At 65.8% G+C, this 17,853-nt stretch carries 16 protein-coding genes; 4 read left to right on the forward strand and 12 right to left on the reverse strand.

Annotation, left to right across the window (positions count from 1 at the left end):
* From CO669_RS18060 to CO669_RS18100, 9 genes are all read right to left on the reverse strand, one after another.
* Positions 1–269 (reverse strand): hypothetical protein (locus tag CO669_RS18060; RefSeq protein ID WP_143278685.1); only part of this gene is annotated, 269 nt, incomplete at its 3' end.
* A gap of 579 nt (positions 270–848) precedes the next feature.
* Positions 849–1,568 carry an ABC transporter ATP-binding protein gene (locus CO669_RS18065; RefSeq protein WP_097661223.1) on the reverse strand — a complete coding sequence of 240 codons (720 nt, stop codon included), beginning with the start codon at positions 1,566–1,568 and terminating at the stop codon, positions 849–851.
* A complete protein-coding gene (locus CO669_RS18070; RefSeq protein ID WP_097661225.1) occupies positions 1,561–2,316 on the reverse strand; it encodes an ABC transporter ATP-binding protein in 756 nt (251 codons plus the stop codon). Before CO669_RS18070 ends, CO669_RS18065 begins: the two co-directional genes overlap by 8 nt.
* Positions 2,313–3,311 carry a branched-chain amino acid ABC transporter permease gene (locus tag CO669_RS18075; protein ID WP_097661227.1) on the reverse strand — a complete coding sequence of 333 codons (999 nt, stop codon included), beginning with the start codon at positions 3,309–3,311 and terminating at the stop codon, positions 2,313–2,315. The genes CO669_RS18070 and CO669_RS18075 overlap by 4 nt, the downstream gene beginning before the upstream one ends.
* A complete protein-coding gene (locus tag CO669_RS18080) occupies positions 3,308–4,183 on the reverse strand; it encodes a branched-chain amino acid ABC transporter permease (protein WP_198964085.1) in 876 nt (291 codons plus the stop codon). Before CO669_RS18080 ends, CO669_RS18075 begins: the two co-directional genes overlap by 4 nt.
* Positions 4,184–4,194: 11 nt before the next feature.
* Complete coding sequence (locus CO669_RS18085; protein ID WP_097661230.1) at positions 4,195–5,436, reverse strand: ABC transporter substrate-binding protein; 1,242 nt, start codon at positions 5,434–5,436, stop codon at positions 4,195–4,197.
* Between the two features lie 23 nt (positions 5,437–5,459).
* Complete coding sequence (locus CO669_RS18090) at positions 5,460–7,835, reverse strand: xanthine dehydrogenase family protein molybdopterin-binding subunit (RefSeq protein ID WP_097661232.1); 2,376 nt, start codon at positions 7,833–7,835, stop codon at positions 5,460–5,462.
* Positions 7,832–8,368, reverse strand: coding sequence for a (2Fe-2S)-binding protein (locus tag CO669_RS18095; protein WP_097661233.1), 537 nt, complete (start codon positions 8,366–8,368; stop codon positions 7,832–7,834). The genes CO669_RS18090 and CO669_RS18095 overlap by 4 nt, the downstream gene beginning before the upstream one ends.
* Positions 8,365–9,225, reverse strand: a complete 861-nt coding sequence (locus tag CO669_RS18100) for an FAD binding domain-containing protein (RefSeq protein ID WP_097661234.1) — start codon at positions 9,223–9,225, stop codon at positions 8,365–8,367. The genes CO669_RS18095 and CO669_RS18100 overlap by 4 nt, the downstream gene beginning before the upstream one ends.
* A gap of 256 nt (positions 9,226–9,481) precedes the next feature.
* On the opposite strand from CO669_RS18100, the gene CO669_RS18105 reads away from it, so the two are divergent.
* Positions 9,482–10,102 (forward strand): TetR/AcrR family transcriptional regulator, encoded by a 621-nt coding sequence (locus CO669_RS18105; RefSeq protein ID WP_198964086.1) that lies wholly within the window; start codon positions 9,482–9,484, stop codon positions 10,100–10,102.
* Here CO669_RS18105 and hutU read toward each other — a convergent pair whose 3' ends face one another.
* Genes hutU through hutI form a run of 3 tightly spaced genes read right to left on the reverse strand, consistent with a single transcriptional unit; the run spans position 10,103 to position 14,556 of the window.
* Positions 10,103–11,773, reverse strand: coding sequence for a urocanate hydratase (gene hutU / locus CO669_RS18110; RefSeq protein WP_097661238.1), 1,671 nt, complete (start codon positions 11,771–11,773; stop codon positions 10,103–10,105).
* Positions 11,774–11,785: 12 nt separating this feature from the next.
* Positions 11,786–13,345, reverse strand: coding sequence for a histidine ammonia-lyase (gene hutH / locus CO669_RS18115; protein ID WP_097661240.1), 1,560 nt, complete (start codon positions 13,343–13,345; stop codon positions 11,786–11,788).
* Positions 13,342–14,556 carry an imidazolonepropionase gene (gene hutI, locus CO669_RS18120; protein ID WP_097661241.1) on the reverse strand — a complete coding sequence of 405 codons (1,215 nt, stop codon included), beginning with the start codon at positions 14,554–14,556 and terminating at the stop codon, positions 13,342–13,344. The genes hutH and hutI overlap by 4 nt, the downstream gene beginning before the upstream one ends.
* An 88-nt stretch (positions 14,557–14,644) precedes the next feature.
* Here hutI and CO669_RS18125 point away from each other — a divergent pair, with 88 nt between their 5' ends.
* The 3 genes from CO669_RS18125 (at position 14,645) to CO669_RS18135 (ending at position 17,781) form a co-directional block, all read left to right on the forward strand.
* Positions 14,645–16,003: a formimidoylglutamate deiminase gene (locus tag CO669_RS18125; RefSeq protein WP_097661242.1), complete on the forward strand. Its 1,359-nt coding sequence runs from the start codon at positions 14,645–14,647 to the stop codon at positions 16,001–16,003.
* Positions 16,000–16,728, forward strand: coding sequence for a histidine utilization transcriptional repressor HutC (gene hutC, locus CO669_RS18130; RefSeq protein WP_097661243.1), 729 nt, complete (start codon positions 16,000–16,002; stop codon positions 16,726–16,728). Before CO669_RS18125 ends, hutC begins: the two co-directional genes overlap by 4 nt.
* Before the next feature lie 108 nt (positions 16,729–16,836).
* Positions 16,837–17,781, forward strand: a complete 945-nt coding sequence (locus tag CO669_RS18135) for an ABC transporter substrate-binding protein (protein ID WP_097661244.1) — start codon at positions 16,837–16,839, stop codon at positions 17,779–17,781.
* Positions 17,782–17,853: the final 72 nt, after the last annotated feature.

A 17,853-nucleotide genomic window follows, 5' to 3' on the forward strand; every position in this document is an offset into this window, starting at 1 on the left:
ACCGGCGTGCACAGCGTGAACACCGTGATGTTGCAGTTCACCGGACCGAACGTCGCCTGCGGCGACATTCCGCCGCCTTGCTGCATGCCGCCCTGCTGCATACCGCCCTGTGGCATCCCGGCCGCCTGACCGCAGACCGGCGTGCACAGCGTAAAGACGGTAATGTTGCAATCGATCGGGCCGAATGTGGCCTGCGGTGAGGTTCCGCCGCCTTGCGGCATGCCGGCAGGCTGTCCGCAACCCGGCATCATCGTATAGGCTGGATACATCAGAAGATTCCTCCCTGTCCAAATCCCGGTCCAAATTTTTCGATGGTGGGTGTGCACGCCCGCAGTGACGGTCGCTTTGCAACACTTCGGTCTCACCGGCGTCTGCGGTCGCACGGAGGCCCGCAACACAGAGACAACCTTTGCGCGAATTGGTCAAGTGTATCTTTTTTACGGTTCAACCTGTGATTAGATCACGATTTCTCGACGAACGTGCGCGCGACCATCCACGGGACGAACAGCTGGCAAAAAACACCCCTGCGAGGACGGAGCAAAAAAAGCTGATCTATAGGGATTTTTGCGCCACGCTGCCTCGATCTCGCGGCATCACAGGGCAACGCCCCGGCAGGGCGGGCAAATTCTTGAAAGCGGCTCGAGATTCTCAGCCGGGCCGTACACCGATTGGCAAAATTTGGGACAGGACTGCTTATCAATTACAGATTGTGTCTGTGCGATGACAATTCCACTTGTCAACTCGACCACTTCACATGCGTCTAATTGCCCCGGAGCACGTCCCGGTGCTGCCGTTGCTCGCCAGCGGTACAGAAAACCGCAACTCTCGATGCAACGCTAATGCGCCGGTCACACCGCGCAGTAGCGTTCCTGGATGTCCTTATCCGCCAGCAGAGCCGCGGCGCTGCTCTCGTGAACCACTTCGCCCTGGTCGATGATCACGGCGCGATCTGCCAGGCGTAGCGCCCATTCGACGTTCTGCTCGACCAGCAGCAGCGTCTTGCCCTCGTTCCGCAGGCGGCGGAACAGCACGCCCATCTCCTCGACGAGCACCGGCATGATGCCTTCCGACGGCTCGTCGAGCAGGATCATCCTTGGTCTTGCAATCAGCGCCCGCGCGATCGCCAGCATCTGCTGCTCGCCACCCGAGAGCGTGACGCCCTCCTGGTCGAGCCGCTCCTTCAGGCGCGGGAAGGTCTCGGCGATCTCCTCGATCGCGGCGCGCTCCTCGATTTCGCGGCCGGCGGCGACGAGGCCGAGCCGGAGGTTCTCGCGCACCGACAGCCCGGGAACGATGCGGCGCTCCTCGGGCACGTAAGCGAGGCCAAGGTGGAAGCGCTGATGGGCACGCAGCGGCAACAGCTCCCTACCTGCAAAGCGCACGCGCCCCTCGGCCTTCGGCATCAGGCCCATCATCGCCCGCAAGGTCGTGGTCTTGCCGGCGCCGTTGCGGCCGACCAGGGCGACCACCTCTCCCTCCTTCACCTGCAGCGAAATGCCGTGGAGGATGTGGCTCGCGCCATACCAGGCGTGGAGGTTCTCGATGTCGAGCAATGCGGTCTCAGCCATAGCCTTCACTCTGTCCGAGATAGACCCGCCGGACTTCCGGATTGCTCCTGATCTCGTCGGGCGCGCCGTCGGCGAGCAGGCGGCCGTGATGCAGCACCACGACGCGCTTGGACAGGCCCAGCACCATTTTCATCTTGTGCTCGACCAGCAGCACCGTGCGCTTTTCGGCGAGCCGCTCCAGCAGCGCCACCATGTCCTTGGTTTCCTCCGGCCCCATGCCGGCGGTCGGCTCGTCGAGCAGCAGCAATTCCGGCTCGGAGACCAGCGCGATCGCGATCTCCAGCGCCCGCTGCTGGCCGTGCGACAGGAACTTTGCCAGTTCGTTGCGCTTGCCGAGAAGTCCGACCGCATCCAGCGCCGCATCGGCACGCGCATGCAATTCGGTCAGCCGGGCGCGGTTCCGCCAGATGTCGTAGCTCACGGTCAGCGCCTGGGCTGCGACGCGGACATTCTCGTGCACGGACAGGTCCGGAAAGATGTTCGTGATCTGGTAGGAGCGCGAGATGCCCTGATGCACGAAACGGTGCTGCGGCAGGCCGTTCAGCTCGTGTCCCCTGAAATGCAGCTTGCCTGATGTCGGTGTCAGCGCGCCCGAGAGGATGTTGAAGAAGGTGCTCTTGCCGGCACCGTTCGGCCCGATGATGGAGGTGAGCTGGCCGGCCGCGAACGACACGCTGATGCCTTCGAGCGCGACGAAGCCGCCAAAGCGTTTGCCGATCCCTTCGGCGCGAAGCAGCTCGCCGCTCATGGCCGCGCCTTTCCGATGCCGATGACATCCAGCAGCGTGCCCCAGATGCCCTTGGGCAGGAACAGCACGAACAGCACGAAGATCGCACCGACGAAGATCTGCCAATGCGGCGTCCAGAGCGAGATGACGTCCTCCAGGATCAGGAAGCTCGCCGCGCCGACGAAGGGGCCGAAGAAGCTGCGGGCGCCGCCGAGCAGCACCATCATCACGATCATGCCGGAGGTCTGGTAGTGCAGGATGTCCAGCGGCACGATCGACAGATGCAATGCCAGCATGCAGCCGCCGAGCGAGGAGATCGCCCCCGACAACATGAACACGACCAGCTTGCTGCGCTCCACGTCATAGCCGCAGGCCCGCGCGCGCTGCTCGTTCTCGCGAATCGCCTCGATGACGGCCCCGAATGGCGAGTTCAGGATGCGCGACTGGAACCACATCGCCAGCGCCGCGAGGACCATCAGCACGTAGTATTTGTTGACGGGGTCGAGGAAATTGACCTGCAGGCCGAACAGGCTGATGCGGTCGACCGTGAAGCCGCGCAGGCCGTTCTCGCCGCCGGTGAAGGACGCCGCCTGCAGCGCGACGTAATAGACCAGCTGGGCCAAGGCCAGCGTCACCATGGAGAAATAGATGCCGCGCGTGCGCGTCGAGATGACGCCGATCACGGCCGCAAGGCAGGTGCTGAGACCGACGGCGATGGCAACCGCGGCAAACCACGGCACACCATAGCGGCCGATCGCAATGCCGGTGAAATAGGCGCCCGCGCCGAAGAACGCCGCCTGGCCGAACGACAGCAGCCCGGTGTAGCCGAACAAGAGATTGTAGCCCATCACCACGACGCCGTAGATCAGGACGTTGACGGCCAGCGCCTTGGACGGCAGCAGCCAGGGCAACACCGCCAGCACGGCAATCGAGAGCAGCACGCGGTGGTCGAGAACCCGGCCGAACCCTCCCGGCGCAGGCTTGGCGATGACCTCGCCGCTCGGTGGTGACGTCACGCGGTCCTCCCTCTCACGCCGAACAGGCCTTGCGGGCGGATCAGCAGCACCACGGCCATCAGCGCGAACATCACGATGGTCGCCATTTCGGGGGCAAACAGCGCCACCAGGCTGATGGAGATGCCGACCATCAGGCCCGCGACGACCGCCCCGACGATCGAGCCGAGGCCACCGATCACGGTCACCACAAACGCTTCCGCGAGCACGAGCGAGCCCATCTCCGGATTGACGCTGCGCATCGGCCCCGCGAGCACGCCGCCGAGCGCGGCCAGCCCGACACCGAGCCCGAAGATCGCAAGCCAGACCCGTCCGATATCGACACCGAGCACCTGCATGATGACGGGATCGCGCGCGCCCGCGCGCACGATCAGGCCGATGCGCGTCTTCTCCAGCGCCAGCCAGAGCGCCAGCAGCACCACCGCGACCAATACGATGACGAACAGCCGGTAACGCGGAAAGAAGCCGATGCCGAGATCGAGCACGCCGATCAGCTGCGGCGGCGTTGGAAACGGAATGCCGTCGCTGCCGAACACGATGCGCACGCCCTCCACCAGGATGTAGCTGAGGCCGAAGGTGAGCAGCAGCGGATCGTCGATCGAGCGTCCATAGAGCCGGCGGATCAGGACGAACTCGATCAGCATGCCGAAGGCGCCGATCAAGATGGGCGCAAGCAGCAGCCCCCACCAGAAGCTTCCGGTGAGCGACGCCAGATACAGCCCCGCATAGGCGCCGATCATGAACAGCGCGCCATGGGCGAAATTGACCACGCCGAGCATGCCGAACACGATCGTCAGCCCAAGCGCAGTGATCACCAGGACCGCCCCAAGGGCGATCCCGGAGAGAAGCTGCATGATGATCAGCGACAGATCCATCGTCACAGGTCTTAGGTCGCGTGGCCGAGCTCGCTGCAGCTGCGCAGCATGTCGTCGGAGCCGGTGTCGTTGGCGAGAATGGCGAACAGATCGTTCTCGCCAGCCATCGCCGCCTTCTTCTTGGACTCCAGCACCAGCACCGACTGCACCGATTGATGATCGCATTTGCGGTAATGCTGCGGGCCCTTGGTCAGGTCATATTGCAGCTTCTCCAGCGCATCGACGACCTTGTCGGTGTCGGTGCCGCCGGCGGCCTGCATGGCGGCCAGCAGCGATCCGACGCCGGAATAGCCGTAGGCGCCGTAGTCGGTCGGGATCGCACCGCCATTGGCAGCCTTGAACGCGGCGTTGAAGGCGGCGGCCGACTTGCTCTGCGCTTCCAGGCCCCAATAATAATTGGCGCCGCCGACCACGCCCTCGAACACGTCGGGACCGACTGCGAGCCGCTGGTTGTGCAGGATGACCGGGACGACGATCTTCATCTGCTGCTTGACGCCGAAATCCACGGCTTGCTTGATCGCATTGGCCTGGTCGCGGCCGAAATTGGAGATGCAGAGCACGTCAGGCCGCATCGACATCAGGCGCGGCATGAAGGTGGAGTAATCCGCCGCGCCGAACGGATGCAGGATCTCGCCGACATTGTCCGCGCCGATCGCAGCCTGCGCGCGCTTGAACCCGCGCAGCATTTCGTGGCCGTAGGCATAGTCCGCGACGAGATGGGCGACCTTCATCCCCTTCTTCAGCGTCTGCCGCGCCACCGCCGCCGTCGTCATGTGCGGGTTCAGGGCTTCATGGAAGGTGTACTTGCTGAAGTCCTTGGCCTCGTTGATGGTGTCGGACTGGCTGATCGAAACATAGATCACGCCGCGGGCGCGGGTGACCTCGTTGACCGCGAGCTGAACGGCGCTGGAGAGCGCGCCGACCACGGCGTGAACCTTGTCCTTCTCGATCAACTCCAACGTACGGGTCGCGGCTTCGCCGGCATTGAGCTTGTCGTCGCGGACCAGGAGCTCGACCTTGCGGCCGCCGATGCCGCCCTTGTCGTTGACGAGCTTGACGGCGAGCTCGGCGCATTTGACCTGATCCCGCGCTTCCGCGGCGAACGGGCCGGTGAGCGGCGTCGGAAAGCCGATACGGATGGTCTCGTCAGCGGCGCGGCCCAGACGGGGCATGGCGAGCAGCGCCGCGCCGGCCGAGAGGCCGGCAAGCGCGGTGCGGCGGGATATCTTCGACGTTGAGCCGGATTTGGACATGATTTCCTCCAATTGTCTTTTTTCTAGAAACGCTTCAGGGCTTTCAGGACTTTGGCGGGCGTGATCGGGATCGAATTGATCGTCGCATCGAAGGGCGCGAGCGCATCGTTGACGGCGTTGAGCACGCAAGCCGAAGCCGCTGCGGTGCCGGCTTCGCCAACGCCTTTGGCACCGAGCACGGTGTCGGCGGTCGGCGTCTCGACATGGGCGATGACGATGTCGGGCATCTCCATCGGCATCGGCACGAGATAGTCGGCGAGCGAGCCGTTCATGAGCTGGCCGGTGTCGCTGTAACGGCATTCCTCGAACAGCGCCGCGCCCAGGCCCTGCACGATACCGCCGCGGAGCTGCTCGTCGACCAACATCGGGTTGATGACGCGGCCACAATCCTCGACGATGAAATGCCTCAGGAGCTTGACGAGGCCGGTCTCGACATCGACCTCCAGCGCGCAGCCCTGGATGCCGTTGGTGAAGGCAAACGGATAGCCCTGCGGCGCGAAATGGTGGCTGACGGTGAGCTGCGCCTGCGTGCCCGGCGGCAGCGTGTCGGAACGGAAATAGGCGATGCGCGCGATCTCGGCGATCGGCAGGCGCGGCTTGCGCGTCACGGCATCCACGACCTCGCCGTCGACGATGTCGAGCGCCGACGGCTGCTCCTGCAAAATCAGCGCTGCGATCTCCAGGATGTTGCGCTTGAGCGCGCGCGTCGCCTGCAGCGCCGTCTCGCCGCCGATGCCGGCGCCGCGGCAGGCCCAGGTGGCACCGCCATGCGGCGTCACCTCGGTATCCCCCGTGATGACCTTGACGCGCTCCTGCGCGATGCCGAGCTGATCGGCCACGATCTGGCTGATGATCGCTTCGGTGCCCTGCCCCTGCTCGGTGACCGAGATCAGGCAGCGCACCTCGCCCGACGGCGTCAGGCTGAGGATCGCGCCGTCCTGCGAGGAGATGCGCGCCCCGCCGACGCCGTAGAATGCCGGACTGGGATTGGTGATCTCGACGAAGGTCGCAATGCCGATGCCGCGGTAGACGCCGCGCTTGCGCAACGCGGCCTGCTCGGCACGCAAGCCGTCATAGTCCATGATCTCATGCAGGCGCTTCAGGCAGGCCTGATGCGACAGCGCCTCGAAGCGGTAGCCGGTCGGCGAGGTCTGCGGATAGGCATCGTCGGGGATCACGTTCTGCCCACGGATGGCGAAGGGATCGAGGCCGATCTTGCTTGCGGCCATGTCCACCAGCCGCTCCGTGACGGCACAGGCGATGGGATGACCGACGGCGCGGTACTGGCTGGTCTGTACCTTGTTCTGGAAGATCACCTCCAGCGTGGCCCGATAGTTCTTGAACCGATAGGGCGCGCCGATCAGGCGGATCACCTGGTTGCCCTCGACCACGCTGGTGCGCGGGTAGGTCGAGAACGCCCCGATCGCAGTCAGGTCCTCAACGTCCATCGCCAAAATCTCGCCCTTGGCGTCGAGCGCCATGCGGGCGCGGACGCGGTGGTCGCGGGCGTGAATGTCGGAGACGAAGGACTCCATGCGGTCGGCAACGTATTTCACGGGCCGGCCGAGCAGGATCGAGAGACCGACCACCGCCATGTCCTCGTGATAGACGTGCAGCTTCATCCCGAAGGAGCCGCCGATATCGCTGGCGATCACGCGGACACGGGCTTCAGGGATGCCGTAGTGCCGCGAATAGAGATCCTGAAACTGATACGGTGTCTGCGTGCCGTGATGCACGGTCAGCATGCCGGCAGCGGGATCATAATCCGCAACGATCGCACGGGGCTCCAGCGTCACCGCGGTGTGGCGGCCGAACGAAAACTCCTCCTCCACCACATGAGCCGCATGCGCAAAGGCGTCGTCCACGGAGCCGCTGTCGAGCTGGCTGCGGAAGCAGGTGTTATGGGCGCTGCCGGGATTGATCAACGGACCGCCGACTTCGCGCGCGCTGTCGATATCGACGACGACGGGAAGGTCCGCGTAGTCGACCTCGATCAGCTCCAAGGCGTCTTCCGCGATCGCCCGGCTCTCGGCCACGACGGCAACCACGGCCTGCCCGGCCCAGACCACCCGATCCAACGGCAGCGGCAATTGCGGCGCCGAAGTCATGCCCTTGAAGTGATCGAGCGTACCGGTCCAGGGCGCGCAGATCCCGGCGAGATCCGTCCCCGTGGCGACGAGATGCACGCCTTCGAGCGCGCGGGCCTCGTCGGCATGGATCGCAACGATCTTCGCATGCGCATGCGGGCTGCGCAGGAACGCGGCATGGAGCATGCGCGGCAGCTTGAGATCGCTGACATAGCGCCCGCGCCCGGCCAGCAGCCGCTTGGCGTTGGGCCGCGGCACGGAACGGCCGATATAGGAATTCGGGCGATCGAGCGAGGTCAGCGGCGTGCTCATGCTCCGCCTCCGCCAGCGTTGCGCGCCTTCGAGCGTTCCTTGGCCACCGCATCGATGGCATCGACGATGGCCTCATAGCCGGTGCAGCGGCAGTAATTCCCCGACAGCGCGTCGCGGATCTCCTCGCGGCTCGGCTGCGCCACCCGCGACAGCAGCTCCTGCGCATTGACCAGCATGCCCGGCGTGCAGAAGCCGCATTGCAGCGCGTTGCGGCGATGGAATTCAGCCTGCAGGTCCGCGATCACGCCGCGCTCCGACAGCCCTTCGATGGTGTCGATCCTGGCGCCATCGGCCTGCACTGCGAAGACCAGGCAGGAATGCACGGCGCGGCCGTCGAGCTGAACCAGGCAGGCACCGCAGGCGCCCATCTCGCAGCCGGCATGCGTGCCCGTCAGCTCGAGCTTGTCGCGCAGGCAATCGACCAGCGTGTCGCGCGGCGCCACCTCGCAATTCACCTTGCGGCCGTTGACAATGAGGCGGACCCGCACGGTCTCGTCGGCCTCATCCAGCAGGGTTTCGCCGAGGCCGTTCATGCGTCCTCTCCGAGACGTCCGAGCAGGCGGCCCAGCAGAACACGAGCGAGATGCAGCCGCATCGCCGGCGGCACCTCGTCACTCTCGGGCGGCGCAAGATCGCCTTCGAGCGCGCCCTGCGCGGCCGCGATGCGTTCCGCATCGAGACCCGATCCGATCAAGGTCGCCTCGGCGCCCTTCACACGGGTCGGCGTATTGCCGACCGAGAAAAAGGAGATGCGGACGTCATCGATGCGGCGGCCGGTCAACGTCGCCATAATTCCGCAGCCGACCAGCGCATAATCCCCTCGTCGCCGCGCCAGTTCGTCGAACGCGAAGCGCTGATCGGCCTTGAACAGCGGGATGTGGATTGCGGTGATCAGCTCTCCAGGCTGCAACGCCGTCTCGAACAGGTCGATGAAGAAATCGTCGGCCTTGATCCGCCGGCGGCCTGAGGGGCCGGCGATCTCGATCTCGGCATCCAGCGCCAGCGTCATCGCCGGGAATTCGGAGGCGGGATCGGCGAGCGCGACGCTGCCGCCGAAGGTGCCTCGGTTGCGGATCGCGGGATGCGCGACGAAGGGCGCCGCCGCTGCGAGGAGCGGCGCAAACTCGGCAATCAGCGGCTCGCTCAGCATCTCGCAATGGCGCGTCAGCGCGCCAATGCGCAAATGGCCGCCTTCGCGCCTGACGCCACGGAGCTCGTCGATGTGGGTGATGTCGATGAGGAGCCGCGGCGCCTGCAGCCGCAGCGACAGCGCCGGCACGAGGCTCTGGCCGCCGGCAATGAAGCGCGCGTCATCGCCAGCGCGTGCGTGAGCATCCAGCGCCTGGTCGATCGTGGTCGCACGAAAATAGCTGAAAGCCCTCGCCTTCACTACCGTTTCCTCAGAGATCCATCGGCTCATCAGCCGGGATGCCAGATTTGTAACCATCTGGTCTCAAAATCCTGACACGGCGCCCGAGGCCGGTCAACAGGAAATGACCATTTGGTCACAAATGCGCCTTGGGCTATGAAGGCTTTGACACCCGCGATTCAGCGACGAAATGGCCCGAAAGACGCAGAAAACGGCAAAGCGACCGGTTCGGAAGCGGACCGAGACAGGCAGCAAGTCCGCGCCAAAGCGTCGCAACATGCGCGCCCCCGACCGCGAGCGCGCGATCGTGGAGGAAGCCATCCGCTTCTTCGCCGAGCGCGGCTTCGAGGGCCAGACCCGCGAGCTCGCCAAGCGCATGGGCATCACGCATTCGGCGATCTATCGCCACTTCCCGAGCAAGGAAGCCTTGATCGAACGGGTCTACCAGGAGGTCTATCTCAGCCGCTGGTCGGCCGATTGGGGCCCGATGATCCGCGACCGCTCGCTGTCACTCGAAGCGCGGCTCACGCGGTTCTATCTCGACTATGTCGAACGCGTGTTCGAGTACAATTGGGTCCGGATCTTCGTCTTCTCGGGCATGAAGTCGTTCGGCATCACCAGCCGCTATCTCGACATCGTCCGCCGCGAGATCATCGAACCCGCGGCGGCCGAGTTGCGCTTTGAGCTGAAGCTGCCCGACGCGAAGGCACATGCATTGAGCGAGCGCGAAACCGAGCTGTTCTGGGGCCTGCACGGCCGCATCTTCTATCTCGCCATCCGCAAGTTCATCTACGAGACGCCGATCCCGCCCGATCTCGACGCCATCGTCCGCGACGCCGTCCAGACCTTCATGGACGGCGCCAAGACGACCATGCCGAAACTCCTGGTGAGCGGCTAGCTACTTCGCAAGACTCGGCAGATCGAGCCCCTTGTCGCGGGCGCAGTCGATCGCGCTCTCGTAACCGGCATCGGCGTGGCGCATGACGCCGGTGGCGGGGTCGTTCCAGAGCACGCGCTCGATCCGCTTCGCAGCCTCGGGCGTGCCGTCGGCGACGATCACCATGCCGGCGTGCTGGGAATAGCCGATGCCGACGCCGCCGCCATGATGCAGCGAGACCCAGGTCGCGCCGCTGGCGCAGTTGAGCAGCGCGTTCAGCAAGGGCCAATCGGACACCGCATCCGATCCGTCCTTCATCGCTTCGGTCTCGCGGTTGGGGCTTGCCACCGAGCCGCTGTCGAGATGATCGCGCCCGATCACGATCGGCGCCTTCAACTCGCCGCGCGCCACCATCTCGTTGAAGGCAAGGCCGAGGCGATGACGATCGCCGAGACCGACCCAGCAGATCCGCGCCGGCAAGCCCTGGAACTTGATGCGCTCCTTCGCCATGTCGAGCCAGTTGTGCAGGTGCTTGTCGTCAGGCATCAGCTCCTTGACCTTGGCGTCGGTCTTGAAAATGTCCTCGGGATCGCCCGACAGCGCCGCCCAGCGGAACGGCCCGACGCCGCGGCAGAACAGCGGACGGATATAAGCGGGCACGAAGCCGGGGAAGTCGAAGGCGTTCTTCAGGCCCATGTCCTGCGCCATCTGGCGGATGTTGTTGCCGTAGTCGAGCGTCGGAATGCCCCGCGCATGGAAATCCAGCATGGCTTGCACATGCTCGACCATCGACGTCTTTGAGGCGCGCTCCACGGCCTTCGGATCGGAGGCGCGCGTCGCCTCCCAATCGGCGAGCGTCCAGCCCTTCGGCAAGTATCCGTTGATCGGATCATGCGCGCTGGTCTGGTCGGTGACGATGTCGGGCCTGACGCCGCGGCGCACCAGTTCCGGGAAGATCTCCGCGGCATTGCCGAGCAGGCCGACCGAGACCGCCTTCTTCGTCTTCGCAGCTTCGTCCATGATCGCGAGGGCTTCGTCGAGCGTCGCAGCCTGTCGATCGAGATAGCCGGTGCGCAGGCGCATCTCGATGCGGCTCGGCTGGCACTCGACCGCGAGCATCGAGGCGCCGGCCATGGTCGCGGCCAGCGGCTGCGCGCCGCCCATGCCGCCGAGGCCGGCAGTGAGGATCCACTTGCCGGCGAGGCTGCCGCCATAATGGCGACGGCCGACCTCGACAAAGGTCTCGTAGGTGCCCTGCACGATGCCCTGGCTGCCGATGTAGATCCAGGACCCCGCCGTCATCTGGCCGTACATCATCAGGCCCTTGCGATCGAGCTCGTTGAAATGGTCGAGCGTCGCCCAATGCGGCACGATGTTGGAGTTCGCGATCAGCACGCGCGGGGCGTCGGCATGGGTGCGGAACACCCCGACCGGCTTGCCGGACTGCACCAGCAGCGTCTGGTCGCCGTCCAGCTTGCGCAAGGCCGCAACGATCCGGTCAAAGCTCTCCCAGTCGCGCGCGGCGCGGCCGATGCCGCCATAGACCACGAGCTCGCTCGGACGCTCGGCGACGTCAGGGTCGAGATTGTTCATCAGCATGCGCAGGGGCGCTTCCGTCAGCCAGCTCTTGGCGCTGATCTCGCTGCCACGGGGCGCGCGGATGGTGCGGTCGTTGTCCAGTCGGCGGTTCATGCGGGCACCTCTTTAGTCAAGTCTTGGAAACGGATCGGATGAAAGCGCCGCGATCGCCGCGGCCGGCAGCGCGCCGACTTCAATCAGCGCGGCGGCCTTGGCGAGATCGCCGGCCATGTAGCGATCGGCGCCAAGCGCCGGCACCTGCTCGCGAAGCCTGGCGATGACGGCGGCGAGCGGCGCACTGGTCGCATGCGGCGCGCGCAGCGTGATGCCTTGGGCGGCGACCAGAAGCTCGATGCCAAGGATGGCGGCGAGATTGTCGGCCATGTCGGCGAGGCGCCGCGCCGCATGCGCGGCCATCGAGACGTGGTCTTCCTGATTGGCGCTGGTCGGCGTCGAATCGATCGAGCAGGCGAGCGCGCGCTGCTTGTTCTCGGCATAGAGCGCGGCCGCCGTCACCTCGGCGATCATGAAACCGGAATTGATGCCGGGATCGGGGGTGAGAAATGGCGGCAGGCCAAAATTGAGCGCGGGGTCGACCAGCGTCGCAATGCGACGCTCGCTGATCGCACCGATCTCCGACAGCGCCAGCGCGATCGCATCGGCAGCGAACGCCACGGGCTCCGCATGGAAATTGCCGCCGGAGATGATCTCGCCGGTCTCGACCAGCACAAGCGGATTGTCCGTGACGGCGTTGGCCTCGACGATCAGCGTGCGTGCCGCATGCGTGATCAGGTCGAGCGCGGCACCCGCGACCTGCGGCTGGCAGCGCAGGCAATAGGGATCCTGCACGCGTTCGTCGCCGTCGAGATGCGACAGGCGGATGTCGCTACCGTCGAGCAGCGCGGTCAGCGTCGCGGCTGCGGCGATCTGCCCGGCATGGCCGCGCAGCGCCTGGATTTCCGGGCGGAACGGTGCCGTCGACGCCATCGCCGCATCGACCGACAACGCGCCGGTCACGAGCGCGGCGCGGGCCAGCCCAAAAGCGCGCAGCACGCCGGAGACGGCATAGGCCGTCGAGAACTGCGTGCCGTTGATCAGCGCGAGGCCTTCCTTGGGGCCGAGCGTCAGCGGCGCCAGACCCGCGACCGCCAGCGCCTCGCTGCCGGATACGATTGTCCCGTCAACGATGGCCTCCCCCTCGCCGATCATCACCGCTGTCATATGCGCGAGCGGAGCGAGATCGCCGGAGGCACCAACCGAGCCCTGCTGCGGCACCAGCGGAGTGACGCCCCGTGCCAGCATGGCCTGCAATTGCTCGATCACCTCGCGGCGCACGCCGGAGGCGCCGCGTCCGAGCGAGACGATCTTCAGTGCCATCATCAGACGGACGATCGGCTCGGGCGTCGCAGGACCGATCCCGCAACAATGCGACACGATCAAATTGCGCTGGAGCAGCGCGGTCTGGTCGGGCGGGATGCGCTTTGACGCCAGCTTCCCGAACCCGGTGTTGATGCCGTAGACGGGAGCGTCGGCTTGTGCCGCCTTCGCAACAATCTCCGCAGCTGCCTCGACGCGCGGCCAGAACGAGGCATCGAGCACGACGGGCGCGCCAGCGAGCACGCGCGCGAGATCGTCGAGACTGACCGTTCCCGGCTTGACGACGATCGCTGCGCCCTGATCCGTCACTGCCCCCTCCAGACACGACGGTGCAGCGGATTGAATCCGATGCGATAGACGAGTTCGGCGGGCCGCTCGATATCCCAGATCGCGAGGTCGCACCGTTTCCCGGCTTCCAGCGTGCCCGTCTCGTCGAGCACGCCGAGCGCCCGCGCGCCTTCGCGGGTGACGCCGGCAAGGCATTCGGCGACCGTCATCCGGAACAGCGTCGCGCCCATGTTCATCGCCAGCAGCAGCGAGGTCAGCGGCGAGCTGCCGGGATTGCAGTCGGTCGCGAGCGCCATGTGCACGCCATGCTTGCGGAACGCCTCGACCGGCGGCTTCTGCGTCTCGCGGATGAAGTAGAAGGCGCCGGGCAACAGCACCGCGACCGTTTCGGCTTTCGCCATCGCGGCGGCGCCGACTTCGTCGGTATGCTCGAGGTGATCGGCGGACAATGCCGAGAATTTCGCAGCGAGCGCAGCACCGCCGAGGTTGGAGAGCTGATCGGCATGGAGCTTGACAGGCAGTCCGAGGCCCCGTGCTGTCTCGAACACCCGGGCCGTCTGCTCGGCCGAGAACGCGATGCCCTCCATGAAGGCATCGACGGCGTCAGCGAGGCCGGCCTTTGCAACAGCCGGCAGCATCTGCTTGCAGACGAGGTCGATGTAGCGATCCTTGTCGCCGTCTGCCTCCACCGGCAGCGCATGCGCCCCGAGGAAGGAGGTTCGGATGGCAACCGGCCGCTGGCGACTGATGCTGCGCGCGGCCGCGAGCTGCCGCATCTCGGTCTCGGTATCGAGGCCATAGCCGGACTTGATCTCGACCGTGGTGGCGCCCTCACCGATCAGCGCATCGAGCCGCGGCAGTGCGCTCGCGACCAGTTCGGCTTCGCTTGCCTTGCGCGTCGCGGCCACCGTCGAGACGATGCCGCCCCCGGCGCGCGCGATTTCCTCGTAGCTCGCGCCCTTGAGGCGCAGCTCGAATTCGTGCGCGCGATTGCCGCCGTAGACAAGATGAGTGTGGCAATCGACGAGGCCGGGCGTGATCCAGCGTCCTTCGCAATCGATCCGCTCATCCGCGTCCGCACCAGCAGGAAAATCCGCCTCTGCGCCCGCATAGGCGATGCGGCCGCCGCGCGCGGCAATCACACCTTGTTCGATCTCGCCGAGATCAGGACGGTCAGCCTGCATGGTGGCGAGCCGGGCATTGTGCCAGATCCGGTCGAAGCGCTCTGCCATGCCACTGTCCCCTGGTGTGGGATGCTTGACTTATATGTCTAGACATATAATCGTAAGACGGTTCTGTCCAGCCGGCGTGTCATCAATCATGTCCCGACTGCATTTCGCCTCCGCGCTCCTGCCTTCGGGCTGGGCCAATGACGTGCAGGTGGTGATCACCGCCGGCGCGATCGCGGCGGTGACAGCGGACGTGCCCCCCGCTGCTGGCGACGAGCGCCACGCCATCGCGCTTCCGGGACTTTCGAGCCTGCATAGCCACGCCTTCCAGCGCGGCATGGCAGGACTTGCCGAGCAGCGCGGCGACAGCACCGACACCTTCTGGACCTGGCGCGAGACGATGTATCGCTTCGCGCTCGCGATGACCCCGGACGACGTCGCGTCCGTCGCGACGCTGCTTTACGTCGAGATGCTGGAGCAGGGTTTTACCCGCGTCGGCGAATTCCACTATCTGCATCATGACCGCGACGGCTCGTCCTACTCCGATCCCGCGGAGATGGCCGCGCGGATCGCGCAGGCGGCCGAGGCCTCCGGCATTGCGCTCACGCTGCTGCCGACTTTCTATGCGCATGGCTCGTTCGGCGGCGCGGCGCCGCACGACGGCCAGCGCCGCTTCATCTGCTCGATCGATCAATTCGCCGCGCTGATGACGGCATCGCGCAAGGCGATCGGCAAATTACCCGGCGCCAATATCGGCATCGCGCCGCACAGCTTGCGTGCGGTGACGCCGGACGAGCTCGCAGCAATCATTCCGTTGGCCGAGGGCGGGCCGGTGCACATCCATGCCGCCGAGCAGACCCGGGAAGTCGAGGATTGCCTGGCCTGGTCGGGCCGGCGTCCGGTGCAATGGCTGCTGGAGCACGCGCCGGTCGACCGGCGCTGGTGCCTCATTCACGCGACGCACATGACGGATGAGGAAGTTGCGGGGTTCGCGAACACCGGTGCGGTGGCGGGTCTCTGCCCCATCACCGAAGCGAGCCTTGGCGACGGCATCTTCCCCGCACGTGAATTCCTCGCCGCCGGCGGCACCTTCGGCATCGGCACCGATTCCAACGTGCTGGTCGGCGTTGCCGACGAGCTGCGGCAACTCGAATACGGTCAGCGCCTCAAGCATCGCCAGCGCAACGTGCTCTCGCATGGTGCAGGCCGATCAACCGGCCGTACGCTGTTCGATCACGCGCTTGCAGGCGGGGCACAGGCCCTGGCGCAGACGCCGGTCGGCCTCGTCCCCGGCGCGCGCGCCGATATCGTCACGCTCGACGCCACGCATCCATCGCTGGCGGGACGGGCGCACGACGCGCTCATCGACGGCTGGATCTTCGCGGCAGGCGGCGTCGCGATCGATTGCGTCTGGGCCGGTGGCGACAAGGTCGTCGAAGGCGGACAGCACAGGCTGCGCCAGGCGGCGCGCGAACGTTTCAACGCGGCGGTACGGAGGCTCATTGCATGAGCCTTGCGACTGACACGGGCGATCAGCCGACGCTCTACAAGCGGATCCGCGCCGACATCGAGAAGCGCATCCTGACCGGCGAGTGGCCGCCCGGCCATCGCATCCCCTTCGAGCACGAGCTGGTCGCGCGCTACGGCTGCTCGCGCATGACGGTGAACAAGGCGCTGTCGGAGCTCGCCCAGGCTGACCTGATCGAGCGGCGGCGCCGCGCCGGCTCCTTCGTGCGGCGCCCGCAACATCAATCGGCGGTGCTCAAGATCGCCGACATCCGCGCGGAGATCACGGCGCTCGGCCGCGCTTACGGCTATGAGCTGATCGGCCGCAAGCTGCGCAGTGCGACCACCGCCGACCGCGACCGTCTCGGCGTCAAGAAAGCCGGCAAGGTGGTCGCCATCACCTGCCGCCACAGCGCCGACAACGTGCCGTTCGCCGTCGAGGACAGGCTGATCGATCTGTCGTCCGTGCCTGACGCCGCGACCGCGGATTTCTCGCGCGAGCCGCCCGGCTCCTGGCTGCTTCACCACGTTCCATGGACCGAGGCCGAGCACACGATCAGCGCCATCGTCGCGGACGATCGCATGGCGGACGCGCTCGCGATCTCCGTCGGCGCCCCCTGTCTCGTGATCGACCGCTACACCTGGCGCAGCGCCCGCACCATCACCGCCGTGCGCCTGCTCTATCCCGGTGACTCTCACCGCCTTGTCGCGCGATTCAAGGGAGGCTGAGAGGATATGTCGGCACAAATCGTGCAAAGCTTCGGGCAACGGTCCATATGGACCGACATGAAGAGATCAACAGGACGTCAATCCATCGATCGGCAGAGGACGACAATCATGCGTAGTTCGACAGTATTTGCGACAATCATTGCCCTTTCGGCCGCCACCCCCGTGCTCGCCGACGACGTCAAGGTCGGCGTCGGCATCTCCGGATGGACCGGCTTCGCGCCGCTGACGCTGGCGAAGGAAGCCGGCATCTTCAAGAAGAACGGGCTCGACGTCACCATCAAGAAAATCCCGCAGAAGGACCGGCATCTCGCCGTCGCCTCCGGCGACATCCAGTGCGCGGCGACCACGGTCGAGACCTGGATCTCCTGGAACGCCAACGGCGTTGCGACCAAGCAGATCTTCCAGCTCGACAAGAGCTTTGGCGCCGACGGCATGGCCGTGCGCAACGACGTCGCCGCGATCAAGGACCTCAAAGGCAAGACCGTCGCCGCCTCCGCGCCCGGCACCTCGCCTTATTTCGCGCTGGCCTGGATGCTCAAGAAGAACGGCCTCACCGTGAAGGACGTCACCGTCGTCAACCTCGAGCCGGCCGCCGCTGCGCAGGCCTTCGTCTCCGGCCAGAACGACGCCGCGATGACCTATGAGCCGTACCTCTCGACCGTGCGTGCCGCGCCCGACAAGGGCAAGATCATCGCGACCACGCTGGACTATCCGATGGTCATGGACACATTCGGCTGCACGCCGAAATTCCTGACCGAGAATCCCAAGGCCGCCAAGGCGCTCGCCGACAGCTATTTCGAGGCGCTCGACATGATCGCCAAGGATCAGGCCAAGGCCTACGAGATCATGGGCGCCGACGTGAAGCAGACCGGCGAGCAGTTCGGCAACTCGGCGAAATATCTGCGCTGGCAGGACAAGGCCGCCAATCAGAAGTTCTTTGCCGGCGACTTCCTGACCTTCAACAAGGAAGCCGCCGACCTCCTGCTCGAGATCGGCATCATCAAGGCCGCGCCGAAGGTCGAGGACCTCTTCGACGCGAGCTTCATCAAGTAAGTCACTTCAGGAGCTGCCGGCTCCGCCTCGCGGCGGGGCCGGTACGTCTGTTCACCGCCCGGATACTTGCCG

The sequence above is a fragment of the Bradyrhizobium sp. Y36 genome, from assembly GCF_002531575.1.
Taxonomy (GTDB): Bacteria; Pseudomonadota; Alphaproteobacteria; order Rhizobiales; family Xanthobacteraceae; genus Bradyrhizobium.